The sequence below is a fragment of the Sphingomonas sp. UYAg733 genome (assembly GCF_054057355.1).
This window is the reverse complement of record NZ_JBSRZE010000002.1, coordinates 43,931-67,407: the sequence shown is the minus strand read 5'-3', so window position 1 is coordinate 67,407 and position 23,477 is coordinate 43,931. Positions and strand designations below refer to the sequence as shown.

Here is a 23,477-nt window from a genome sequence, read left to right as displayed (position 1 = left end):
ATTATGTTAAATCAGCATCCGTATCGGCGGGCCCCTCCGTTTTCATCGGCTCGAGCATCAGTGTGCCATTCTCCACGCGCCACGACCGCAACCGCGACAGAAAATTCATCCCGATCACGTCCATCTCGCCGAAGCTCGGCGAAACCACTGCCTTTATGTCTTTCGTGTGCAGCCCATCGATATCCAACTGCTTGATCTTGGCGCGCCACGCATCGACCATGCCGTTGGCGGTTTCGAGCTGAACCGGATCGCTGCTTTTGTCGAACTCGACACCTGCGGCATTGGCGGTCGCCTCGGACAGTGCGATGGTCGTCGCGCCGCTATCGATCAGCATCGACCGTGTGACGCCATTGATCGTGACCCGTGCGTAATAATGGCCGTCATCGCTCTGCGCGATGCGGATGGTCTTGCCGTCGGTCTGTTGCTTGCCGAGGCTCGCCCAATGCTCGACCGCGCCGAACCCGTTGACGATCGCGACACGGTGAGCGACCAGGATATAGACCATGCCGATAATAGCCGCCCAGGCCAGCGCCGATTTGACGGCGAAGCCGAGCGGAATGCGCCGGCCACCCAGTGCGCTGACCGCCAGCACCAGGCACAGCAGGCTGAAGATAAAGCTGGCAGACTGGCCGCTGGTCACGCTGTGAGTTCCAATCCGTCATAGCCCGGCTCGACTCCGTCGGGCAGTTCGGCAACCAATGTGGCATAGTCCATCGATTGGTCCATATGGATCAGCGCAGACCGTCCCGGCCGTAATTGTTCAATCCATTCCAGGACCGCCGCTAATTCCGGATGCGTCGGATGTGGAAAACGCCGCAGCGCATCGACCACCCAGATATCAAGATCCTGATACAATGATCGCATATCAGGTCTTAAGATATTGAAATCGGTTGCATATCCGATCGACCTACCTTGGTGTTCGAAGCGTAACCCGGCGGATTCGATGTTGCCGTGCGGCTGATCGACGACGCGGATCGATATATCGCCGATCTGAATCGCGTCGGGCAGAATCTCGCCCGCGACTGTCGGCGGATAACCGTCCCGGCCACTAAAGGCATAAGCGAAGCGGTCGGTGAGCGCCGCGAGTGTCGCCGTTCTCGCCAGACCGCGTACCGGGAGACCCCTGGCATGATAGATTTGCCGCAGATCGTCGATGCCGTGGCAATGATCGGCGTGATCATGCGTCCAGATCACCGCATCCATGTCGGACACGTCGGCCGCCAGCAACTGTTCGCGCATATCGGGACTGGTATCGACCAGGATTCGAGTCGTCACCGTTTCGACGATGATCGATGCGCGGGTCCGGCGATTGCGCGGATTGTTCGGGTCGCACGCGCCCCAATCCCCACCCTGATTGGAGCCGATCCGCGGTACGCCGGACGAAGTGCCCGATCCGAGGATGCGAACCTTCACGCCTCGTCAGGCTCGCGTCTTGGCGAACAGCCGATGAAAATTGCGCGCCGTCGCTTCGCTGAGCTGCTCGACCGTCTCGCCGCGCAGATCGGCCAGGAAGCGCGCGGTATCGGCGACGAACGCGGGTTCGCCGGTCTTGCCGCGATGCGGAACGGGCGCGAGGAACGGTGCGTCGGTCTCGATCAGCAATTGCTCAAGCGGCAGGCGCGCCGCCGTCTCCTGCAGATCCTTTGCGTTCTTGAATGTCACGATCCCCGAGATCGAGATCATGAAGCCCAGGTCGAGCGCGATATCGGCGAACGCGCCACTCGCGGTGAAGCAGTGGATGACGCCAGGATAGGCCCCCTTCCCCATTTCATCGCGCAGGATCGTCGCGGTATCGTCCTCGGCGTCACGCGTATGGACGATGATCGGAAGCCCGGTTTCGCGCGCTGCGGCGATATGCGCGCGGAAACTGACCTGCTGCCGCTCGCGGTCGCTATGCTCGTAATAATAATCCAGCCCGCTCTCGCCAATCCCGACGACGCGCGGATGGCGTGCGCGATCGACCAGCTTGGCCGTGTCGACATGCGCGTGCTGATCCGCCTCGTGCGGATGAATGCCGACCGTCGCCCAGACGTCACGCTCGCGCTCGGCCGTGGCCAGCACATCATCCCATTCGCTCTCTCGTGTCGCGATATTGAGCATCGCGGTCACGCCGCGCGCGCGGGCGCGATCGAGCACCGCAGCCTGATCCTCGGCCAGCCCCTTGTAATTCAGGTGACAATGGCTGTCGGCGAGCATCAATCGACCTCCATCGGTAATTCGAGCCGCGGGAACACGCCGACCGGCGCCGGTAGCGCGACACCAGCGCCGATCGGCCAGCCAAGCGCCTCGAAATTGCGCTCGTCATGCTTTTGCGCGAGCAGGTCGAGCAGCTTGTCCGCTCCGCCCGGGATCGCCCAGCGCGCAAGGATTGCGATGCGGCGGATCGCCTCTACCGTGTGATACAGGATCGTATCGGCGCGCGCCGGATCGGTCTTGCGCACGCTCCATGGCGCCTGATCGGCGAAATACTGGTTGGCGTCACGCGCCGCGGCCCAGATCGCGTCGAGCGCGTTGTGCAGCGCCAGATCCTTCATCGCCACGTGCATACCGTCTTCCGCCGCGGAGACGCTGGCGAGCAAGCCGTCCTCCGCCGCCGTGCGCTCGCCAGCGGCCGGCACGAGGCCATCGCAGTTCTTGGCAATGATCGACAGGCAACGCTGCGCGAGATTGCCGAGATTATTGGCGAGATCGGCGTTGCAGCGCGTGACGATCGCTTCTTCCGAATAGCTGCCGTCCTGGCCGAAACTGACTTCGCGCAGCAGGAAATAGCGCAGCGCATCGACACCGAAACGCTCGACCAGCTCTATCGGGTCGGTGACGTTGCCGACCGACTTCGACATCTTCTCACCACGATTGAGCAGGAAGCCATGACCGAACACCGCGCGCGGCAGCGGCAGGTTGGCGCTCATCAGGAAGGCTGGCCAGTAAACGGCATGAAAACGCACGATATCCTTGCCGATAACGTGCAGATTGGCTGGCCAGAACTGCTCCATCTGCTCGAGATCGTCGGGGTAACCCGCGCCGGTCAGATAATTGGTCAGCGCGTCGACCCAGACATACATCACATGCCCCGGGCTGCCCGGTACCGGTACGCCCCAGTCGAAGCTGGTGCGCGATACCGATAGATCGGACAGGCCGCCCTCGACGAAGCGCAGGATTTCATTGCGCCGTCCCTCGGGCCGAATGAAATCGGGATCGGCAGCATAAAGGTCGAGCAAAGGCTGCTGATATTTTGACAGGCGGAAGAACCAGCTCTCCTCCTCGGTCCATTCGACCGGCGTACCCTGTGGCGAGAGCTTGCCGCCCTCCCCCTCGACCAGTTCAGATTCGTCGTAAAACGCCTCGTCGCGCACCGAATACCAGCCTTCGTAACGGCTCAGATACAGGTCGCCGGCCACCTCCATCGCACGCCAGATCGCTTGGCTCGCATGGTAATGATCGGCATCGCTGGTGCGGATGAAGCGGTCGTAGGAGATGCTCAGAACATCGGCCATCGCCTTGAAATGACCACTCATTTCATCTGCAAGTGCGCGTGGCGCGAGGTCGCGTTTGCGCGCCTCCTGCACCATCTTCAGGCCATGCTCGTCGGTCCCGGTCAGGAAACGCACATCGCGCCCGAGCTGGCGCTGGTAACGCGCGATCGCGTCGGTCGCGATCGCCTCATAGGCGTGGCCGATATGCGGGCGTCCATTGGGATAACTGATCGCGGTGGTGATGTAATAAGGGTCGGCCATGCCGCAGTCCCTAGAACAGGGAGCAGCGCAATTGAAGCCTTAGGCCGATCGATCTTCTCGCTTCGTTTGCCGACATGGCGATGAACTGAATGTCTGGTCGCCCCGAATATCGCCCACCACCGCATGCTGGCTCGATTCACATCGCTCGCCTGATGTGATCATCTCTGCGCCCCGTGACGCACCTTGCGCATTACGGATAAAGCCTATCCGACCGACCATTTGAATCGACAGGCCCGGAATCGAGCCGATGATGACTTCCGCCCCATCCCTCCCGATATTCCCGCAGGATCTCCAACAAATTCCCGTGCGGTTTCATCAAATTTCCCGCAGTTTTTCCCGCAGCTTCCCGAAGAACCGCCAAAAAAAACTCTTCCCGCAGAAATACCCGCAGCTCCGGGAAATTCGCATCACCACGCGGAGCACCGGAAACGCGATTCCGAACGGACAATTCCGTCGATTCAACCGCGCCCGTCCAACCGTTAGCACCATCCCCAACGGCACCTCTCGGACCGCCGTTCGGCTCTTTGACATGACGAACAACAATCGCGGCTTCGCGCTGATTTAGCCTCGCTCGGCCAGCGTGGCGACCAGCCCGGCCATTTCGAACACCGTCGCCTGAGCATCAAGCGACAGGCCGCGTGCGCTGGCCGATAGCGCGCGAGCGGCATCGTAGCTGTTCAAGGCCGTCTGCAGCGCGGTACCGCGCTTCGCGGGGGCGGCGGCGGCAATAAACGCGGGGGCGCGGTCCAGAAACGCCTCGTAACGCGACTGCGCGGCCTTGGGCGCGAGGAGCTTGGCCAGCTTGGCGCGCTGGGCATTGCTCGGGTCGCCGTCTTTCGCAATTCCGGTCAGCGCCGTGTCGAGCGCCGCCATGTCGAGGCCGGCAAAACCCAATGCGCGACCGGGCGATCCCTGCCCCGCCTTCACCAGCGCGGCAATCTCGGCAGCGCTGGCATCGGACAATTGTGCGCGCAGTACGCGCTCCATCGCAGCGTCATCGAGCGGATCGAAGCGCAGCAGGCGGCAGCGCGAGCGGATCGTCGGCAGCAGGCGCCCCGGCGCATGGCTGATCAGCAGAAAGATCGTGCCGGCCGGCGGTTCCTCCAGGCTCTTGAGCAACGCATTCGATGCGCCCGGCCGCTCGACCTCGTCGATCGCATCGATCAGCACCACGCGACGCGAGGACATGGACGGGGTGGTCGCGAACATCGGGCCGAGCGCGCGGACCTGAGCGATCGGGATGCTCCGCGCGAGATCTTGGCCGGGCTTGTCGGGGTCCTTGGGCTGGCGTGACAATTCGCGATAGTCGGGATGCGAGCCGGCCGCGATCAACGATCGTGTACGATCGATCTCAGGCACATCGTAACCGGGTGGCAGCATGCCGGGGTTCGCGCCTTCGGCCAGCAGGCGCAAAGCCGCGATCCGCGCAAAGCTTGCCTTGCCGACGCCCTCGGGCCCGGCGAACAGCCACGCGTGATGCAATGTCCCGCCCGCCATCGCCGAGGCAAAGGCGGCATGAGCGGCGTCATTGCCGATTGGCCCCATCATCGTAAACGGCTCATGGCAGCAAATCGGCCAGGCCGGCGAGCAATGCCTCGGTCACCGCCTCGGGCGAGCCCGATGCGTCGATCAGGCGCATCCGGTCGGGCTCGTGCTCGGCATAGCCTCGGAACGCCTTGGCGACCTGAGCGTGAAAATCGTCGCCGCGCGCCGCGAAGCGGTCCGCCGCGGCGCCGTCGCGGTCATCCGCTCGCGCCCGACCCTGGTCAAGCGGCACTTCGAGGACGAAGGTGCGATCGGGCAGCAGGCCGCGCGACCCGAACCCGTGCAGCGCCAGCACTGCCGCGTCGTCAATTCCGCCAGCGACGCCCTGATAGGCACGGCTGCTATCGATGAAACGATCGCAGATCACCCAGCTCCCGGCGCCAAGCGCGGGCTGAATTTGCTTTTCGACATGGTCCGCACGCGCCGCCGCAAACAGCAGCGCCTCGCTATGCGGGCTCCAGCGCGCGACCGGACCTTGCATCAGCAACCCGCGAATCGCCTCCGCGCCCTCGCTGCCGCCGGGTTCGCGCGTCACCAGCGTCTCGATCCCGCGCGCGTCCAGCACCTCGGCGAGGCGCCGGACTTGAGTCGATTTACCCGCCCCCTCGCCGCCTTCGAGCGAGATGAAGCGGCCCCTCACCCGCCGAACAGGCCCATCAGGCCGGCCCAGGCACGGCCGAAAAAGCCCGCTTCGCCGACATCCTTGCCGGCGACCAGCGGCAGGCGCTGTGGTGGCATATCGGGGGTCATCACGACCAGGTCGGCGATATGCTGACCGGCTTTGATCGGCGCCTTGATCGGCCCGTCATAGACGACGCGGAGCTGGATGTCGGGCACGGCGCCCGCAGGCAGGGTCGCGGTGAGGTTCGCCGGTGCGATCAGATCGACCGTGCTGGCATCGCCAAGCTGGACCTCGGCGCTTTCGACCTTGCGGCCCTTGGCGACGATCGGCTTGGCCTGCCAGGCGCGGAAGCCCCAGTTCATGAACTTGACCGATTCCTCGATCCGCTGGTTTGAGCTGGTCAGTCCGGCCATCACAATGACCAGGCGGCGCCCATTCTGTTCGGCCGACCCGGTGAAACCATAACCGGCCTCGTCGGTGTGTCCGGTCTTCAGCCCATCGGCGCCGGCGACGCGGCCGAGCAGCGGATCACGATTGGCCTGGGTAATGTCCGCGCCCGCGCCCAGTGTCTTGCCCCAGGTGAAATTCGGCAGCGAATAGAATTTCTTGTAAAATCCCGGATGGTCCTTGATCGTCGCCGCGGCCAGCTTGGCAAGGTCGCGTGCGGTGACATAGGTCACGCCATTGTCCGGCCAGCCATTGGACGTGCCGAAATGGCTATTGGTCAGGCCGAGATCCTTGGCCGCGCGGTTCATCCGCTCGGTGAAAGCCGCTTCGGTGCCGGAAATGCCCTCCGCCAGCACGACGCAGGCATCGTTGCCCGACAATGTGACGATGCCCTTGAGCAGATTCTCCACGCTGACCATTTCGCCGGTCGACAGGAACATGGTCGAGCCCGCTGCCGGGCCGTGCCACTGCTTCCAGGTTTCGGGCCGCACTTCGAACTGCTGGTCGAGCTTGAGCTCGCCCTTCTTCAGCATGTCGAACGCAACATACACCGTCATCATCTTCGCCATCGACGCGGGCGGCATGCGCCGGTCGGGGTCCTTGGCGTACAACACCGCGCCCGACGACAGATCGGTCAGATAGGCGACCGGTGCCGGGGTCGGGAAATCCGGGGCGGCGGCCATGCCGGGGTTGGCCAGGACTAGGGCGAGAATGGAAGCGGCGGTGAGCTTTTTCGCCAGTTTCTGGGGCAGCATTTTCTTCATGAGCAGTCCGTGACGCTAGGGGTGACTCAGTTCGTTTTCACGATCCTAGCATCCCCATAACCACGTCGGGCGACATCGTCACGTGCGCGTTGCGCCAAAGCGTTGTTTGCAAACGGTCCAATCTGCACGCGGAAGATCGAGCCGGCCTGCTCGACTCGCCCACCCAGGCTTGCGGCGAGCGACTGCGCGCGCGCAGCGTTCGAGAGCGCGGCAACCTGGACATAAAGGCCCGGACCGCCCCGCACGCCGGGCCTCGGCGCCGCCTGCGGCTGGCGTGGGGCCGTATCGGGCGCGGCATAGCCCACCCCTGGCGCCTGGCGTGGCGGTGTCGCGCGCGGCGACGCCACTCTGGGCATTGCCTGATGTGGTGCCGCCGACCGGCCAATGGTAACGGGTGCCGACCGAGTCGGTAATTTGTGGCGTAGCGCCACCAGCAAGGATTGCGGTGCATCGATTCGCGGCGACGCAGCCCTTCCCTGACTAAGCGCCATCTGATCCGGGGGCGACGGGTTGATCAGCCGGACGCGCACCGGTGCCAGCGCCGTGATGCCGAGCAATTGCGCCGCGCCGCGCGAAAGATCGATCAGCCGATCGCTCGACCCGGGACCGCGATCGTTGACGATCGCGACGATCGTCCGCCCGGTGTCGAGCGCGGTGATCTCGACGAACGAGCCGAGCGGCAGGCTGTTGTGCGCGGCGGTGATCGCGGCGGGATCGAAAGGCTGGCCGGATGCGGTGCGTCCGCCGCCCATTTCCTCTCCATACCAGCTGGCATAACCGACCGCGTCATAGCGTTGCTCGCCGGACGTGCCGCGCGGGCCATTGCCTGTGGGCATGTCGGCGGGAATCGGCACGGACGCCTGCTGGACCGGCACCGGGCTATCCGGCAGCGGCGGGGCATACGCCGCCCCTCGGCCCGCGCCATAGGCTGTATCCTGCAATACCGCCGTCAGCGGGGCTTGATCGACCATCGCTATTGTCGGATTGGCGAGCCGTGGCGCGCCCTGATATCCCCCGCCCCCGCCGCACCCGGCGAGGAGCAGCGTAAATCCGGCGATCAATTTACTGTTCAACTGCATCCGCGAGTAGCCCGACTGAAAGTGCGTAAAAGTTCGAGCAGTTATAATCGAGGATGACCCGATAATTTCCGGTTAGCAGATACGCGGTTTTTCCCGGGCCATCGGGTTCGAGCAAGGTCGCCAGCACCCGGTCGCCCGGCCAGCTTGCGGTTTGCGGCGCGATGCCGAGCGCACGCCATTCGGCCATCGTCTTCCACCCGCTATGCCGCTCGAACACCCGGGGGCAGCGCGGCGAGAGCGTCCGGTTAGCGATCATGCTCCGATCGAACCCGGTCGGCACGGTCACCGCCAGGCCCCAGGGCTGGCCTGGCCGCCAGCCGGCATTGGCGAAATAATTGCCGATCGATGCCAGGGTATCGGCATCGCTGGCCCAGATATCGGCCTTGCCGTCGCCGTCGCCATCCCGGGCGAGGCGGATGTAGATCGACGGCAGGAACTGCGGCCCGCCGGTCGCGCCCGCCCAACTGCCCTGCAGTTTGCTGCGTGGCAGGCCGCGATCCATCATCTGCAACGTCGCAATAAACTCCGCCGAGAACAGCTCACGGCGGCGGCCTTCATAGGCAAGCGTTGCCAGTGCACGCGCCAGATCGAAATTGCCCATCACGGCGCCGTAATTCGTTTCGTGTCCCCAGATCGCAACCATGACCGATTCGGGTACGCCGAGCTCGCGCTCGATCCGCTGCAGGCGCGAGCGTTGCGCCTGATAGGCGGCACGGCCGCGATTGATCCGCGATGCATCGACGTGGCGCGCCTTGTACGGCGCGAAATTGGGCACCCCGGCATTGGGATTGGCACCCGGCTGGGCGCGGTCGAGTTCGATTACCCGGGTATTGAGCGTCAGAGTGGGCATCACCGCGTCGAGCGTCGCACGGCTCACGCCCTGTGCCTGTGCCTGAGCCCGGAGGGTGACGAGGTAATCCTGGAAGCCGGCCTCATCCTGGGCATGAGCCGATCCGCCGAACATTACACATACCCAGGCAGCGAGCACCGCCCCGAACCATTGTTTCATTTGATCATTATCCCCGGCATCGGTTGATCTTGCCACAGCGTTGCCGCGACACAAACCTCCGATGGTCGTGCCTGGAGCACAAAGTGGCGCTGGTTCACACCCTATTCCGGGCTTGCGCTTCGCCGCCCCGGCGCATTAAGCGCCACAACACGCGGAGAGGTGGCCGAGTGGTTTAAGGCAGCGGTCTTGAAAACCGCCGTGGGTTCACGCTCACCGTGGGTTCGAATCCCACCCTCTCCGCCACTTCGGAACAGAAGTGCGAACCGATCCCACCGAACGCACGCCACATCCGGGACCGAATTCGGGATGCGCGGCGATGATCATCGCAAAAGCCAGATTGGTGGCGTCCTCGCAGACTGCCAAGCGCAACCTTCCGCTCGTTCCATGCGCCACCGACGAGACGGCTCGCGTGCGCCATCAACGGCCTACCTCGATCGTGCAATCAACACCGGTGCGCGCTTCCGTTTGGCACGGTGCTGCTTATTCATTCAGTCCACCGCCTAGCGCTTTTACCACCGCGACATAGTCGATCAGCGCCTGCTGGCGCGCCTGCACCGCGGCACGGTCGGCTTCGGTATAGGCCGATTGAGTGTCGAGCAGCGTCAGGAGATCGTCCTCACCGGCACGATAGCGCTGGCGGGCCAGGTCGAGCGACGTTGCGCTCCCGGACGCAGCCGCCTCGCGATCCTTCACGATTGCCTGTGCTGCGGTATAACGATTGATCGCGGTTTCGCTATCGGCAAGGGCGGAGAGGACAGCTTTGGTATAGCGTGCTGCCGCCTGGTCGGCGCGCGCATCGGCGGCGCGGATATTGGCGCGCACACGACCGGCATCGAAGATCGGCCAGCGGAATGACGGACCGATCTGGAAGCGGGTGCTGTCCGACGAACCAAGGTTGCCGGGTTCGCGCGCTTGCTGGCCGAAGCTGCCGGTCAGCGAGAAGCGCGGAAACAGGTCGGCGGTGGCGACGCCCACATTGGCGGTGGCCGCCGCGAGGTCGGCTTCGGCGGCACGCACGTCGGGGCGACGACGGAGCACGTCGCTCCTCAGGCCAAGCGCAACATTTTCTGGTGGAGACGGCATGGGCCGTGCGGCGTCGAGCAATGTCAGCAGCGCTTCCGGTGGCCGGCCGGTCAAGGTCGCGAGGCTGTAAGTCGCTGCGCGGATGTCCGCTTCAAACCCTGGGATCGCTGCGGCGACGGTGCGTGCTTGCGATTCAGCGCGGGCATCGTCGAACCGTGCGGCTTCTCCGGCCTGGTAGCGCTGGCGGACAAGCCGGGCGATCCCGGCCTGTGTCTCGGCATCCTCGCGAGCGCTTGCCAGCGACGCCTGGGCGCCCCGCAACTGGGCATAGGTCCGGGCGACTTCCGCGACCACTTGCAGACGCACGTCGCGCGCCCTGGCGTCGGCGGCCTCGACTTGTCCCCCCGAGGCTTCGATCGAACGGCGGGTCGCGCCCCACAGATCGATTTCCCACGAGGCGTCGAAGCCGAGATCGAACAGCGAGTAGTTGCGGTCGAAGCCGGGGATGTTGGCGGCCGGGAGCTGGCCGTTCCTGCTCACCTGCTGCTGCTGCGCCGAGCCGGTCGCGTCCACCTGGGGCAGCGCACGTCCGGCGGCGGCATCACGCAGCGCACGCGCTTCGCCCAACCGCGCAACCGCTTCCTGGACGTCCAGATTGGCGGCAAGCGCGTCGTCGATCAGCGAAGACAGAACCCGGTCATTGAGTCGCGCCCAGGGTGCGGGATCGATCGGAGCGGCATCGGTCCGTCCAATCCATCCGCCCAACGCGCCGGACACGGCAGGGCGCTGGTAATCGGGGCCGACGGTGCAGGCGGCGAGCACCAGTGGCAGGACGAGTGGCAGGCGACGCATGGTTACTCCATTCGCGATCGGAAAAGTAACGTGGCCCCGGTCAGCGTGACGGCGGCGATGAGGGCGAGCGGCCACAGATTGGCGAACACGTCGCTGGCGGGCATGGCTTTGAGGAACAGCCCCTCGCTGATGACCATGAAGTGCTTGACCGGGTCGGCCTGGCCGACGACCTGAAGCCAGCCGGGCATGTTTTCGAACGGGGTGGTGAAGCCCGAGAGCAGGATCGCAGGCACGGTGACCAGGAACATGCCGAGAAAGGCCTGTTGCTGCGTCTGCGACACCGCCGAAACCAGCATGCCGATACCAATGATCGCGAGCAGGAACACGGCCTGCGCCAAATAGAACAGCAGGATCGAACCGGCGAACGGCACACCGTAAAGGAGCGGGATTACGATCAGGTAGAGCGTGCCGTTGAACATGCCGATCAGAAACGGCGGCGTCATCTTGCCGATCAGAATTTCGTGCAGGCGCAGCGGCGAGACCATCAGCTGGTCGAAGGTGCCGAGCTCGCGCTCGCGAGCGACCGATTGTGCGGTCACCGACAACGCCGAGACCGAACTGATCTGGACGAGCAGCGCGGGCATGATGAACCAGAGATAGTTGAGACTCGGGTTGAACGCGTTGGCGACGACCGTTTCGCCGCCGGCACTGGCGGTGGCCGGACGCAGCGTCGCGCCCACGCTGGCGGCGATGGCATTCAAATAGCCCGCAAAGATTTGCGCGGCGTTCGATTTGCGACCATCGAGGATCGCCTGGACAGTGGCCGGCCGGCCGGCCGCCAGGTCGCGGCTGAACGTCTCGTCGATCACGACCGCAGCGAGCACGCGCTGATCGTCGATCGCGGCGCGCAGGTCGGCGGACGAGTCAAGGACAACGATCCGCTTGACGTTGGGCGACCCGGCAAGCTGGGCGACGAACTCGGCCGACGCCGCGCCACCGTCGCGGTCCCACACTCCGACGGTCACATTCTTGACCTCGAGCGTCGCGGCCGCGCTGAACAGCACGAGTTGGAGGATCGGCGGGAGGATCAGCGTGATCCGCGCGCGCGGATCGCGCAGCGTCGCCCATAGCTCCTTGACGATCATGGCCAGGAGGCGCCCGGCAGTCACGCGACACGCCTCCGGGTAGCGGCGACGGTAAGGCCGAAGAAGAGCGTCCCGAAGCCTAGCAGGATCGCGATATTGGGTAGAAACAGACGCCAGTTATCGCCCGTGACGAAAACCGTCTGAAGGCAAGGGATCAGATAGCGCGGCGGCAAGGCATAGGTGATCAACTGAACCCAGCGCGGCATCGACGCGATATCGAAGAGAAACCCTGACAGGAGCATCGCTGGCAGGAAGGCGGTCAGGAGCGCGATCTGACTCGCGACGAACTGGTTCTTGGTGGCCGCCGATATCAGGAGACCCTGGCCCAGCGCTGGTACAAGGAATGCCGAAGCAATCGCCAGCAGCGCGAGCGGCGATCCCCGGAAGGGCACACCGAAGACGCTGACGGCGAGCAATGCGCAGACCGCCATCGATCCGATGCCAAGCACGAAATAGGGCACGACCTTGGTCGCGATGAGCTCGCCCATACCGAGCGGCGTGGCCATCAGCGCCTCCATCGTGCCGCGTTCCCATTCGCGGGCGATGACAAGCGCGGTCAACAGCGATCCGACCATCGTCATCACGATCGCGATCGCGCCGGGTACGAGATAATAGCGGCTGGCGAGCTCGGGGTTGAACCAGAAACGCGCGTTTACCGCTACCGGCGGGCCACCCGCGCGAACGCCGGTCTCGACGGCGCGCGATGCCGCCCAGGCCTGGCGCACGCCCTCGGCATAGGCCGAGATGAAGCTCGCGGTATTGGGCGACGATCCGTCGGCTATCACCTGAATGTCGCCGCCGCCGTTCGCCACCTTCCGGCTGAACCCATCAGGAATGACGACGATGCCGCGAATGTCTCCGGCAACGAGCCTGGCCTTCATCGGACCGACCGGGCCGGTCGCCTTGATCTCGAACCAGCGCGAACTTTGAAAACTGCCGGCGAGCGACTTTGCAGCCTGGCCATCGTCCTGGACCGAAAGGCCGATCCGGGTCGTCGCGGTGTCGAGATTGACGCCGTAGCCGAACAGGAAAATGAGCAGGATCGGCAGGACGAACGCGATCAGGAAGGTCGATGGGTCGCGCAGGATCTGGCGCGATTCCTTGACTAGCATGGCGCTGAAGCGGCGCGGGGCGAAAGCGCTCATGCCGCTTCCTTCCGGTTATTTTCATCGTCGTCGGAGGCTTCGATCAGCGCGATGAAGGCGTCCTCCATCGTCGCATCCTTCATGCCGGCTTTTTCCTTGAGCTCCTCGGGGGTGCCGGTCGCGATCTGCCGGGCGCGATAGATCAGCGTCGCGCGGTCGCAATATTCGGCTTCGTCCATGAAGTGCGTGGTGACGAGCACAGTCACGCCCTTTTCGACCAGGCCATTGATGTGCGTCCAGAATTCACGCCGCACGATCGGATCGACGCCGGACGTCGGCTCGTCGAGAAAGAGTACCGGCGGCTGATGGAGTACCGCGCAGGCCAGCGCGAGGCGCTGTTTGAACCCAAGCGGCATCGTCCCGGCATTGGTCTTCAGATAGCGATCGAGGTGGAAGGTCTCGACCGCACGCTCGATCGCTTCGCGCGCCTCGCCACCACGCAGGCCATAGGCACCAGCGAAGAAGTCGAGGTTCTGGCGGACCGACAGCTCGCCATAGAGTGAGAATTTCTGCGCCATGTAGCCGAGCGACTGGCGCGCGGCCGCGCGGCCCCGGTGCAAATCGAAACCCGCGACCGAGCCGGTGCCGTCCGACGGCGTCAGCAGTCCGCACAACATCTTGAATGTGGTCGATTTGCCGGCCCCGTTGGGGCCGAGGAGCCCAAAAATCTGGCCTCTCGGCACGTCGAAGCTGATGTCGCTCGCGGCGGTGAAGTCGCCGAACCGTTTGGTCAGCCCCCTGGCCTCGATCGCCGGCTTGTCGCTATCGGGCACGGTCCGATAGCTTTCGGCGAGCTGCGAGGTGCCAGGCGGGCCACCGCCCAAGAGATCGATGAAAGCATCCTCGAACCGCGGTCGGGTATCGTGAACCTCGGCATCGATCGGGGCACCGAGCACGCTCAGCTCCGGGCGCGGTACGCCTTCGTAAAGCATCAGGCGGATCGAAGCGCCCTGGATTGTTCCGTCCTCTACCGACGCTACATCGAGCGCGCGGCGCAGCAGAATGCGACGGCCCTGCTCGGGGACGAATACGCGGATAATGCGCCCCTCAAGCCTGCCCTTCAGTTCACCGGGCGGGCCGGAATGCAGGCCCTTGCCCTCGCTCAGGAGCGTGACGGTGTCGCACTTCTCGGCCTCATCGAGATAGGCGGTCGACCAGAGCACGCCGATGCCTTCTCCAGCCAACTCCTTTACCATGCTCCACAGCTCGCGTCGCGAGATCGGATCGACACCGACCCCGGGTTCGTCGAGCAGCAGCAGCTTTGGCGTGCGCACCATCGCACAGGCCAGGCCGAGCTTCTGCTTCATTCCGCCCGAGAGCTTGCCGGCGAGGCGGCCGGTGAAGCGTTTTAGGTCGGTGAAATCGAGCAACCGATTGAAGCTCGCCTCACGTTCATCGGCGGGCAGCGCGCGCAAATCGGCGTACAGCCGCAGGTTCTCGATCACCGTGAGGTCTTCGTAGAGCCCAAAGCGCTGCGGCATGTAACCAATCATCGAACGGTCGGCCGCGGTCGCCGGCTTACCGAACACCCGCGCCTCGCCCCGGTCGGGAACGATCAGGCCGGCGAGGATGCGGATCAACGTGGTTTTGCCCGCGCCGTCCGGTCCGACCAGCCCGGTCATCTTGCCCGGCTCTATCGTCATGCTCACGCCGTCGAGCGCCGGCGTACCTCCCTTGACGAACGCCTTGACGATGCCGTCGGCGATGGCGACCGCATCGGTCATAACTATTGCCTGGCCGCGAGGCGGGCGTCAGGCACGGTTATGGAGACCGGCGCACCCTGGCGCAGCGCGTCGTCAGGATCGGTGACAATGACGCGGAGCCGATAGACGAGATCGGCGCGCAAATCCTCGGTCTGGACGGTCTTGGGCGTGAATTCGGCGGTGGGCGCGATATAGCCGATCGTGCCGTGATAGGTTTTCGGATTGCCGTCGGCCGTGACCAGCACCTTCATCCCCGGCGAGATGCGGCTGAGATCGGGCTCGGCGATATAGGCGCGCACACGCATCGGCCGGTCGATCGTGAGCGTAAGCACGGTCTCGCCGGGCTGGACGATCGCGCCCGGCTCGCGTGCACGTGTAAGGATCACACCTGCATTAGGCGCGCGCAGCACCGCGTCGGTCAGATCGGTCTGCGCCCTATCCCGCTGAGCGACCGCTTGCGCGCGCTGCGCCGCAGCACCCTCGATGTCTTCGCGCCGAGCGCCCGAACGCTGCAATGACAATGCCTGCTGGGCCGCCGCCACTTGCGCGCGCGCGGCTTCATATTGCTGCCTGGTGGCGTCAAACACCGCCTGGCTGACCGCGCCGGTCTTCACCAGTTCGGCACGGCGATCATAATCCTTCCGAGCCTTGGTGAGCGACGCCTGCGTTTCGGCGAGCTTGGCCTGCGCCTGCGCGATGTCCTGAGGGAGGTTGCCGTTGCGCTGCTTGTCGAGTTCTGCCTGCGTCACGCCGATCTGCGCCTCTGTGGCGGCGAGCGTATCCTTGAGCGGTCGCGCGTCGAGGCGCGCAAGTGCAGCGCCAGCCGGCACGCGCACGCCTTCCTCGAAAGGTATCCCGGCAATCCGGCCGGCGACCCGGAAGCCAAGATCGACCTGACGAATATCGACATTGCCATTGAGAACGAGCGCCTCATCGCGGTCGCGTCCCACCAGCCCGAAACCACGCGTCACGAGCGCAGCGATGACGAGCGCAACCACGGCAATGATCGCGATGATGCGGCGGCGGTTCATGAGCGGTCCCCGGCTTCCAGCTGATCGAAAATGGCGTCCAGATTGGCGGCGATCGCGCGTTTGATCTGCGTTGTTTCAGTGGCGCCCACATCGAACCAGCCGGTGCCAGCGAGCACTGTTTCGCGCGCCACGCGAAAGAAAACGACCTGCCCGACCAGTGTCATCGCGCGGACCCGAGAATCATGATCGGTCAGACGACCATGAGCGATCACGCGCAGCATCTCCGAGATACGTTCCAGCATGTGGCCCATCACGCCGACATAGATGCGGTCGAACGCTGCGGTCGGATCGGCCTGCTCGCGCACGATGAAGCGCGCGAAGGAGGCGGTCTCATCCTGGACCATCACTTCGACCAAACGACCGAAAATCGCGTGCTGCGATGCGCGAGCGGCGCGGACGTCGATACCGTCGGCGCATAGCGTCTGCACCTGGATCAGCGCCGGCTGGAGATACTCGGTCATCCGAGCCGCGATGTGGTCGGCAGCCGCGAGGTAGAGCCCTTCTTTTCCGCCGAAATGATAGGTGATGGAGGACATTGGGGTGCCAGCGTCGCGTGCGATGGCGCGGGTGCTGGCGCCCTCACGGCCCTTCCGGCCGAAATGATCGATCGCAACATCGAGAAGCCGCGAGTCGGTTGAAGATTGATCCATAAGTGCTAGCTTAATTCGTTCGATCGAACGAGTCAATCGGTTTCGACGCAATCGTCTGCCGTTCCAAGAGAAGTCAGTGCATCATTTTGGTTCATCGGGCATGGCCCACCGATCACCGCCGAAAACAATTCGACCAAGGGTAACGACAGCTCCCTTCCGTCGTGGGCCGTAAGACCTGATGTGAGCGGCCTAGACTGCGGCAACTCAACTTTCGCGCATGTCCTGCTCGATTCCGACGATCAGCTTGCGCAACAAGTCCGCAAGCGCCTCTCGCTCCTTCATATCCAGAGCACCCAGGAACAAGGCTTCGTTCGCCATGTCCGTGCGAAAGGCTTGTTCGGCGAGCGCTGCGCCGGTTTCGGTCAATGCCACCAGCAGACTGCGTCCGTCACGCGGTGCCTTTTCGCGCCGGATCAGTCCCGCCTTTTCCAGCCGGTCGAGCCGGTGGGTAAGGCCGCCCGACGAGACCATGAGCAACGTATATAACTCGGTCGGCGTCAGCCGGTAAGGCGGACCTGATCGGCGCAAGGTAGCGATGACGTCGAACTCGCCGCGATCGAGCCTGAAATCAGCGAACGTCGCCTCGATGCTAGGGCGTACCAGATTCGACAGCCGATAGGCCCGCCCGAGAATTGCCATCGGCGCGGTATCGAGATCGGGCAACTCGCATGCCCATTGCCGCCGCAGCCTATCGATATGGTCGCCATCGACACGGCCGTCAGTCGCTTCAGTTTCGTCGGTCATTTCTCATCCCGGGGCGCCGGTGCGCCGAACGCTGCACTTACACCATCAATCCCGCCGCGAGAAGATATCTTGACAGGAAGATATTTCTGATGGAGATATATCTTCTTATCAAGATAGTTTTCTTCGGCAATCTTGCATGAAGAGGAGACCGGATATGCTCGATGTCCTTCGTCACAAGGAACCACAACCGGGCCAGACCCGCACGGTGCGCTTCGAGGGCCACGATCATGGCAGCGGGGTGTCGTTCTTCCTGGTCGACAATGACCCGGGCCAAGGGCCGGGCCTGCATGTGCATCCCTATACCGAGACCTGGATCGTCAGAAAGGGCGAGGCCGAGTTCACCGTGGGTGACGAGAATATCCGCGGTTATCCGGGCGACATCCTTGTCGGGCCTGCCGGCATTCCGCATCGCTTCGTGAATGTCGGGACGGGGCGGCTCGAAATCACGTGCATCCATGCCAGCGACACGATCGAGCAGGAATTCCTCTGACGCAACATCAACCCCCGAGAGTAGCAAAAGGAGAATAGTGATGCCCAAGATGATCTTCACAAGCCTGCCCGTTCGAGATCTCGCCGCAGCGACCCGCTTTTATGAGGCGATCGGGTGCGAGAAGAATGTACAGTTCAGCGATGACCGGGCCTCATCCATGGTCTGGTCCGACACGATCACGTTCCAGCTGCTGACACACGAATATTTCGCGACCTTCGCGCCAAAGCCGATTGCCAATGCGCGGGAAACCGTCGGCACGCTGATCGCCCTCACGCGCGACAGCCGCGACGAAGTGGATAGCATCTCGGAGGCCGCTGCGGCAGCCGGCGGCAAGGCCGACGTCCGCGACCGCATGGACATGGGCTGGATGTACAATCGAGCCTTTGCCGACCCGGACGGCCATGTCTTTGAAGCCGTTTGGATGGACATGACTGCCGCGTTCGCCACGGCGAGTGAGTAACGACGAAGAAATCGCCACGGCCGGCGAATATACTCGCCGGCCATCGCAAAACTCTAGCGGCTGCTGGGCCGTGACTTGCGCGGTGCGCCATCGGTTTGATGATTACGAGCCGCGTCGAACGCGCGCCAGTCGCCAAGGGTGGCCTTGATCAGCGGGAAGCCGCAACGCCGGCATGGCGCCCGGTAATTATGGCCATCGTCCCACACCCGCGCCGCGTCGCGCCGATGGTTCAGGATTGAACAGAGCAGATTCATCGCCGTGTTTCCGTCCAGCACCAGTCGATCGTGTGAGGAAAATCGGCCCTACATCGGCTTGGGTGCGCATAACCGCCCTAGCCGCGCTCTTCAACTAGCTTGGGCCGAGCGCGGCCAGCGTTTCGAACGCGGCATCGTCGAGTGCATGATGGAACTGGCAGCCGGCCTCAAAATCATCGGCCCACATCACCGTGGCGGCGACCTGGCCAAGCAGTGGCAGAGTCAGCCAGATAACCGCGCCTCTGCGCAATCCCGAATAGCTATGGATTCGGGCGCCATGGATCGACAAATCCGCCACCTTGCACAAGGTGCGGTCCAGTCCGCCCCGTCCGATCCGCGCATCGAGCGAAACCGGCGCGCGCGGGGCGCGCCGGCATCGGTTGCTGACGACTGCTGGTTCGTATTCAGCGGCGAACATGGCTCCCCTTTCGTCTGAACGATGAATCGTCGACAACTGGGGAGAGCCTATGCCCGCTTGGCTAACGCGCCGTTAACGACGGCGCGCGGCAGCCGTTATTTCTTGAGGGTCAGACCGCCGAAACGCTTGTTGAAGCGTGCGACCTGGCCGCCGGTGTCGAGCATCGTGCCACGGCCGCCGGTCCATGCCGGATGCGCCAGCGGATCGATTTCGAGCGTCATCGTGTCCCCTTCCTTGCCCCAGGTGGAGCGGGTTTCGTACACGGTGCCATCGGTCATCTGCACCTTGATGGTGTGATAATCGGGATGGATGTCTTTCTTCACGTCAAATCTCCGGGAAAAACCGCTGGTTTCCGACCAGCAGCGAAGGCGCGGGCCCTACACGAGGCGCCACGATACGGCAAGAGCCGGTGTCTTGTTCAGGCCTTGGGCGGTTCCGCGATCATCGCGGTGAAATTGGCTTCGGCCGCCAACTGCCCGTCGATCGTCGCACGGCCAGCGAATTTGCACACGCTCGACCGTTTTTGCACGAATTCCACATCGAGCCGCAGCAGAACGCCTGGTTCGACTGGCTTCCTGAATTTCGCGCCGTCGATCGCCATGAAATAAACGAGCTTGCCCGAGCCCGCGAGCCCGAGCGATTCGACCGCGAGAATGCCCGCCGCCTGCGCCATCGCCTCGACGATCAGGACGCCGGGCATGATCGGGCGCCCAGGGAAATGGCCCTGAAAAAAGCTTTCGTTGATCGTCACCGCCTTGATTGCCGCGATCGACCGGTCGAGGATCAATTCCTCGACACGGTCGACCAGCAGCATCGGATAGCGGTGCGGAAGCGCCGCCATGACCCGTCCAATATCGAGCGGGCCGATATCAAGCGGGCTGGGCACTCCCGTTTCGCTCATCTCGCTCACCGGCCCTGCGGTTGCGGCTTTGCAGGGGGCTTGGTTGCACCAGGAGCCGCCGGTGCCGCTTGCGACTGAGCCTGGCGCACCGCCTGTGCATATACGGCCTGCTGATATTGTTGCAGCAGCTGAACGGTCTGCTGGCCAGGCTGCCAATTGGCCGGTGGCGTGATGTTAGCGGTCGGCAGCACCCGGTCGATTTCCGCGCGGATCGCTTCGGTGATGTCGACGGCCGGCTGAGCGAACTGTGCGCTGTTGGCCGAGAGCACCAAGCTGATCTTCTTCGCCGCGACGACCGTTTCCAGCGCCGGGTTATATTTCTGGGTGATCTGTTCGATCACATACGCCTGTGCACGGAGCGCTGGCGCGTTAAGCCGCGAGATTTCCGCCTGGCCACTGGCCTGCGCGGTCTTGATCTTCTGCAGAATCGGGTTCTTCGCGGTTTCGGCAGCGGCGAGTTCCTGTTCGGAAACCTGCTTGTCCTTGTTGGTGTCGAGCGGCGCGGCGAGCGCCGTCAATTCGGTCTGGAGCGCCTGCTGCCGCGTCCGCACCTGATCGATCTGCGCCTTGTAGGTGGTGCCGATCGTTGCATTGGCTGCTTCGAGCGACTTGGCGCCGAGAATGGCGCCTTCAGGATCGGCGACGGCAATACCGGAAACTTGCGCCTGAGCCGAACTTGCGACGACGAGCGGCGACGCGATCATCGCGCTTGCCAGCAAAAACTTCTTGTACGTATTCATCAGAAAGCTGTCCCTACGTTGAAAGTGATGAGTTTCGTGTCGTCGCCCTTATCCTTGAGCAGAGCGTAAGCAACGTCGATACGCAGCGGGCCGAACGGTGAAGTCCAGTTGACGCCTGCGCCGATCGACAGGCGCGGCTTGGCCGAATTGCCGAGGAATTCCTCCTTGAACGGCTGTACCCCGGTTCGAAGAACAGCGTTTGCGGAACCGCCGTTGCAGACCCCCGAAGCATCCGGAATACCGAACTGACAAGTTGTCAGGATCGTACCACCATCAGCCTGGGTTATGCCGAAAAGTTGCTGGCCAGCATCATTGAGCAGCAGCGGCGAAACCAAAAAGCCGGTGTCGGGATCTGTCGGAAAGGTAATCGTATCCAATGGCTTTGTGATGCCGAACAACGCGCCGGTTTGTATATAGATTGACGGGCGCAAACCGAGTTCGCGCGCCCCGGCGCTGAGCGGGATTTCAAGTTCGATACGCCCGGAATAATAAGCCCGTCCGCCGAGCGCATCGTCGATGATCGAGTTCTTGTCGGTCACCAGGACCTGTTTTCCGTCCACGGTCGTGTAATTGGTCCGCCGGACGCGCGGCCCGACGCCGCGGATATCGAAGCCGCGGAACTCAGGCTCGCCGAGATAGAAACGATCGGTGATGCGCACCTTGTCGATGCCCGGACCACGCTTCCCCTCGAGCGAGTGGATATAGCCGCCTTCCAAGCTCGCCGACAGAATGAAGCCGCCGCCGATGCCCCAATATTTATCGGCATCGAAGCGCGTGCGGACATAACGGACATCGCCGCCAAGACCGGCGAAGTCTTGGCTAAACACAAGACGCTGCCCCGCACTCGGCCGCAACCGACTGTTCAAGCTGTCGAAGATCAGCGAGTAGCCGATCGACGATGTCGCGCGATTGCCGATCGCATCGCACAGATAACGCCCGGCCTTCACGGGATCGCAGGTGTTTCCCGTAAAATACTGGCTATCCAAGCCGACCTTGTCGAAGGAAAGGCCATAACGCGCCGACAATGACCAATATTCGGTGAGCGGAATGCCCGCACGGATCTGAAAGCCGGTCGACACCTGGGTATAGGTCGTCTTCCGCTGGTCGCCGACATAGTTGAACGAATTATAGTCGCGGCGGAAGATATCGCCGCCGATCGCGATATTCTTGTCGAACAGATAGGGCTCGGTGAAACCGAGTTCGACCGACTTGGAATAGCTCGAATAATTGACGCTGGCACGCAATTCCTGACCCTTGCCGCGGAAATTGCGCTGGCGGATCGATGCCTGGACGATGAAGCTCTCAAGGCTCGAAAAGCCCGCCGACAGCTGCAACTCACCGGTCGATTTTTCCTCGACATCGGCGGTCAGGACGACGCGGTCGGGTGCCGATCCGGGGGTCTGCTTGATCTCGAACTTGTCCTGGAAGAACCCGAGCGAGTTGATCCGGTCTTGCGAGCGCTTGACCTGGAAGCTGTTGAACGCATCGCCTTCCGACAGGCGGATCTCGCGCCGGATCACCTTGTCCTGGGTGTTGGTGTTGCCATTGATGTCGACCCGCTCGACATAGGAGCGCTTCGCTTCGGCGATGTTGAAATTCAGCGACATGGTGAGGTTCTCACGGTCGCGCTGGAATTCCGGGTTCACCTCGGTAAAGGCATAGCCATACAGACCGGCCGCTTCGCTCAGGCTGTCGACCGAATTCTCGACCAGCTTTGCGTTGTACCAATCGCCCTTCTTGATCGCCAGGCTCTTGGCCAAAGCGTCATTGTTGAAATCGCGGATTGAGCTGTCGACGCTGACATCGCCGAATTTGTAGCGCGGCCCTTCTTCGACGACATAGGTGATGATGAAATCGGACTTGTCCGGGGTCAGTTCGGCAACCGCCGAGGTCACCTTGAAATCGGCATAGCCTTCGGTCAGGTAGAACTGGCGCATCTTCTGCTGGTCATACGCCATGCGGTCCTGGTCGTAGCTCGTGTTCGAGCTGAGCAGACGGAACAGGCGTGCCTGCTTGGTCGCCATCTGTTCGCGCAGCTTGTCGTCGTCGAACACCTCATTGCCGATGATGTTGATCTGACGGACCTTGGATTTCGGTCCTTCGCTGATCTCGAACACGACATCGACGCGATTCTGGTCGAGCATGACCATCTTCGGTTCGATCGAAGCGCCAAACCGGCCCTGGCGGCGATAAAGTTCAACGATCCGCGCAATGTCCTGGCGGACGGCCGTGCGTGTGAAGATCTGGCGCGGTGCGAGCTTGATTTCCTTGGTGATCTTGTCGGACTTGAGGCGCTTGTTGCCCTCCAGCACGATACGGTTGATCACCGGATTTTCACGGATGCGAATGACGATGTCGCCGCTCTCGACGCCGGCGATCGACACATCGGCGAAGAAGTCGCTGGCCAGCAGGTCGCGCAGACCCTGATCGAGCGTTTCGTTGGTATAGGCCTGGCCGACGCGCAGCTTGGTGTAGGACAGCACGGTGTCGGGCTCGATACGCTGCGAGCCTTCGACGCGCAGCGACTTGATCGTACGCGTGACCGGGGCGACGACTGGTGCCGGCGCCTGGGGCGCGGCGGCCTGGGGGGCTGGAGCTGGCGCAGCCTGTTGCGGCGGCGCAGCCGGTGCGGTCTGCGCACTGGCCGCAATCGGCAGCCCAGACAGCATCGTGCCCGCAAGCAGCGCTGTCGTGGCGCGTACGCCGAATTTCGAAACCTTGATCGCTGTCACTGTCCACCCCAACCGGAGAAAATTACGCGGGCCGCTTAATTCGCCTGCC

At 63.4% G+C, this 23,477-nt stretch carries 25 protein-coding genes and 1 tRNA gene; 4 read left to right on the top strand and 22 right to left on the bottom strand.

What is annotated here, in order from left to right; all coding sequences use genetic code 11:
* Position 1: 1 nt before the first annotated feature.
* From ACVWZA_RS05330 to metG, 4 genes are read right to left on the bottom strand one after another with little or no spacing between them, the layout of a single operon-like run.
* Positions 2–640: a retropepsin-like aspartic protease family protein gene (locus ACVWZA_RS05330; RefSeq protein ID WP_457310135.1), complete on the bottom strand. Its 639-nt coding sequence runs from the start codon at positions 638–640 to the stop codon at positions 2–4.
* Positions 637–1,413 (bottom strand): MBL fold metallo-hydrolase, encoded by a 777-nt coding sequence (locus ACVWZA_RS05325; RefSeq protein WP_457310134.1) that lies wholly within the window; start codon positions 1,411–1,413, stop codon positions 637–639. Before ACVWZA_RS05325 ends, ACVWZA_RS05330 begins: the two co-directional genes overlap by 4 nt.
* A gap of 6 nt (positions 1,414–1,419) precedes the next feature.
* Entirely contained in the window at positions 1,420–2,196 is a 777-nt protein-coding gene (locus ACVWZA_RS05320) for a TatD family hydrolase (protein WP_457310133.1), read from the bottom strand.
* Positions 2,196–3,734 carry a methionine--tRNA ligase gene (gene metG / locus ACVWZA_RS05315; protein WP_457310132.1) on the bottom strand — a complete coding sequence of 513 codons (1,539 nt, stop codon included), beginning with the start codon at positions 3,732–3,734 and terminating at the stop codon, positions 2,196–2,198. Before metG ends, ACVWZA_RS05320 begins: the two co-directional genes overlap by 1 nt.
* Before the next feature lie 247 nt (positions 3,735–3,981).
* Here metG and ACVWZA_RS05310 point away from each other — a divergent pair, with 247 nt between their 5' ends.
* On the top strand, positions 3,982–4,299 hold the full coding sequence (locus ACVWZA_RS05310) for a hypothetical protein (RefSeq protein ID WP_457310131.1): 318 nt from the start codon (positions 3,982–3,984) through the stop codon (positions 4,297–4,299).
* On the opposite strand, the gene ACVWZA_RS05305 is transcribed toward ACVWZA_RS05310, so the two are convergent.
* From ACVWZA_RS05305 to ACVWZA_RS05285, 5 genes are all read right to left on the bottom strand, one after another.
* Positions 4,296–5,282, bottom strand: a complete 987-nt coding sequence (locus ACVWZA_RS05305; RefSeq protein WP_457310130.1) for a DNA polymerase III subunit delta' — start codon at positions 5,280–5,282, stop codon at positions 4,296–4,298. The two genes, ACVWZA_RS05310 and ACVWZA_RS05305, sit on opposite strands and share 4 nt — an antisense overlap.
* 10 nt (positions 5,283–5,292) lie before the next feature.
* Positions 5,293–5,919 (bottom strand): dTMP kinase, encoded by a 627-nt coding sequence (gene tmk / locus ACVWZA_RS05300; RefSeq protein ID WP_457310129.1) that lies wholly within the window; start codon positions 5,917–5,919, stop codon positions 5,293–5,295.
* Positions 5,916–7,031: a D-alanyl-D-alanine carboxypeptidase family protein gene (locus tag ACVWZA_RS05295; RefSeq protein WP_457310524.1), complete on the bottom strand. Its 1,116-nt coding sequence runs from the start codon at positions 7,029–7,031 to the stop codon at positions 5,916–5,918. The genes tmk and ACVWZA_RS05295 overlap by 4 nt, the downstream gene beginning before the upstream one ends.
* Positions 7,032–7,138: 107 nt before the next feature.
* Positions 7,139–8,191, bottom strand: a complete 1,053-nt coding sequence (locus ACVWZA_RS05290) for a septal ring lytic transglycosylase RlpA family protein (protein WP_457310128.1) — start codon at positions 8,189–8,191, stop codon at positions 7,139–7,141.
* Positions 8,175–9,200, bottom strand: a complete 1,026-nt coding sequence (locus ACVWZA_RS05285) for a lytic murein transglycosylase (RefSeq protein ID WP_457310127.1) — start codon at positions 9,198–9,200, stop codon at positions 8,175–8,177. Before ACVWZA_RS05285 ends, ACVWZA_RS05290 begins: the two co-directional genes overlap by 17 nt.
* Before the next feature lie 153 nt (positions 9,201–9,353).
* On the opposite strand from ACVWZA_RS05285, the gene ACVWZA_RS05280 reads away from it, so the two are divergent.
* A tRNA-Ser gene (locus tag ACVWZA_RS05280) sits at positions 9,354–9,443 on the top strand.
* 237 nt (positions 9,444–9,680) lie between these two features.
* Here the strand turns inward: ACVWZA_RS05280 and ACVWZA_RS05275 are convergent.
* The 7 genes from ACVWZA_RS05275 to ACVWZA_RS05245 form a co-directional block, all read right to left on the bottom strand.
* A complete protein-coding gene (locus ACVWZA_RS05275; RefSeq protein ID WP_457310126.1) occupies positions 9,681–11,075 on the bottom strand; it encodes an efflux transporter outer membrane subunit in 1,395 nt (464 codons plus the stop codon).
* A gap of 2 nt (positions 11,076–11,077) precedes the next feature.
* Complete coding sequence (locus ACVWZA_RS05270; protein ID WP_457310125.1) at positions 11,078–12,184, bottom strand: ABC transporter permease; 1,107 nt, start codon at positions 12,182–12,184, stop codon at positions 11,078–11,080.
* On the bottom strand, positions 12,181–13,305 hold the full coding sequence (locus tag ACVWZA_RS05265; protein WP_457310124.1) for an ABC transporter permease: 1,125 nt from the start codon (positions 13,303–13,305) through the stop codon (positions 12,181–12,183). The genes ACVWZA_RS05270 and ACVWZA_RS05265 overlap by 4 nt, the downstream gene beginning before the upstream one ends.
* Positions 13,302–15,029: an ATP-binding cassette domain-containing protein gene (locus tag ACVWZA_RS05260; protein WP_457310123.1), complete on the bottom strand. Its 1,728-nt coding sequence runs from the start codon at positions 15,027–15,029 to the stop codon at positions 13,302–13,304. Before ACVWZA_RS05260 ends, ACVWZA_RS05265 begins: the two co-directional genes overlap by 4 nt.
* A 2-nt stretch (positions 15,030–15,031) precedes the next feature.
* Positions 15,032–16,039: an HlyD family efflux transporter periplasmic adaptor subunit gene (locus tag ACVWZA_RS05255; protein ID WP_457310122.1), complete on the bottom strand. Its 1,008-nt coding sequence runs from the start codon at positions 16,037–16,039 to the stop codon at positions 15,032–15,034.
* Positions 16,036–16,725 carry a CerR family C-terminal domain-containing protein gene (locus ACVWZA_RS05250; protein WP_457310121.1) on the bottom strand — a complete coding sequence of 230 codons (690 nt, stop codon included), beginning with the start codon at positions 16,723–16,725 and terminating at the stop codon, positions 16,036–16,038. Before ACVWZA_RS05250 ends, ACVWZA_RS05255 begins: the two co-directional genes overlap by 4 nt.
* 168 nt (positions 16,726–16,893) lie before the next feature.
* The gene (locus tag ACVWZA_RS05245; RefSeq protein ID WP_457310120.1) at positions 16,894–17,433 is read right to left on the bottom strand and encodes a MarR family winged helix-turn-helix transcriptional regulator; all 540 of its coding nucleotides are present in this window, start codon (positions 17,431–17,433) and stop codon (positions 16,894–16,896) included.
* A gap of 154 nt (positions 17,434–17,587) precedes the next feature.
* Here ACVWZA_RS05245 and ACVWZA_RS05240 point away from each other — a divergent pair, with 154 nt between their 5' ends.
* Positions 17,588–17,923: a cupin domain-containing protein gene (locus ACVWZA_RS05240; protein ID WP_457310119.1), complete on the top strand. Its 336-nt coding sequence runs from the start codon at positions 17,588–17,590 to the stop codon at positions 17,921–17,923.
* 40 nt (positions 17,924–17,963) lie between these two features.
* Positions 17,964–18,383, top strand: a complete 420-nt coding sequence (locus ACVWZA_RS05235) for a VOC family protein (RefSeq protein WP_457310118.1) — start codon at positions 17,964–17,966, stop codon at positions 18,381–18,383.
* Between the two features lie 53 nt (positions 18,384–18,436).
* Here ACVWZA_RS05235 and ACVWZA_RS05230 read toward each other — a convergent pair whose 3' ends face one another.
* The 6 genes from ACVWZA_RS05230 to bamA form a co-directional block, all read right to left on the bottom strand.
* Complete coding sequence (locus ACVWZA_RS05230) at positions 18,437–18,658, bottom strand: hypothetical protein (protein ID WP_457310117.1); 222 nt, start codon at positions 18,656–18,658, stop codon at positions 18,437–18,439.
* Between the two features lie 73 nt (positions 18,659–18,731).
* Positions 18,732–19,055, bottom strand: coding sequence for a PilZ domain-containing protein (locus ACVWZA_RS05225; RefSeq protein WP_457310116.1), 324 nt, complete (start codon positions 19,053–19,055; stop codon positions 18,732–18,734).
* A 95-nt stretch (positions 19,056–19,150) separates the two neighbouring features.
* Positions 19,151–19,378: a 50S ribosomal protein L31 gene (gene rpmE, locus ACVWZA_RS05220; protein WP_034159539.1), complete on the bottom strand. Its 228-nt coding sequence runs from the start codon at positions 19,376–19,378 to the stop codon at positions 19,151–19,153.
* 95 nt (positions 19,379–19,473) lie between these two features.
* Positions 19,474–19,956 carry a 3-hydroxyacyl-ACP dehydratase FabZ gene (gene fabZ / locus ACVWZA_RS05215; protein ID WP_457310115.1) on the bottom strand — a complete coding sequence of 161 codons (483 nt, stop codon included), beginning with the start codon at positions 19,954–19,956 and terminating at the stop codon, positions 19,474–19,476.
* Between the two features lie 5 nt (positions 19,957–19,961).
* Positions 19,962–20,696, bottom strand: coding sequence for an OmpH family outer membrane protein (locus ACVWZA_RS05210; protein WP_457310114.1), 735 nt, complete (start codon positions 20,694–20,696; stop codon positions 19,962–19,964).
* Entirely contained in the window at positions 20,696–23,428 is a 2,733-nt protein-coding gene (bamA, locus tag ACVWZA_RS05205) for an outer membrane protein assembly factor BamA (protein ID WP_457310113.1), read from the bottom strand. The genes ACVWZA_RS05210 and bamA overlap by 1 nt, the downstream gene beginning before the upstream one ends.
* Positions 23,429–23,477 lie beyond the last annotated feature (49 nt).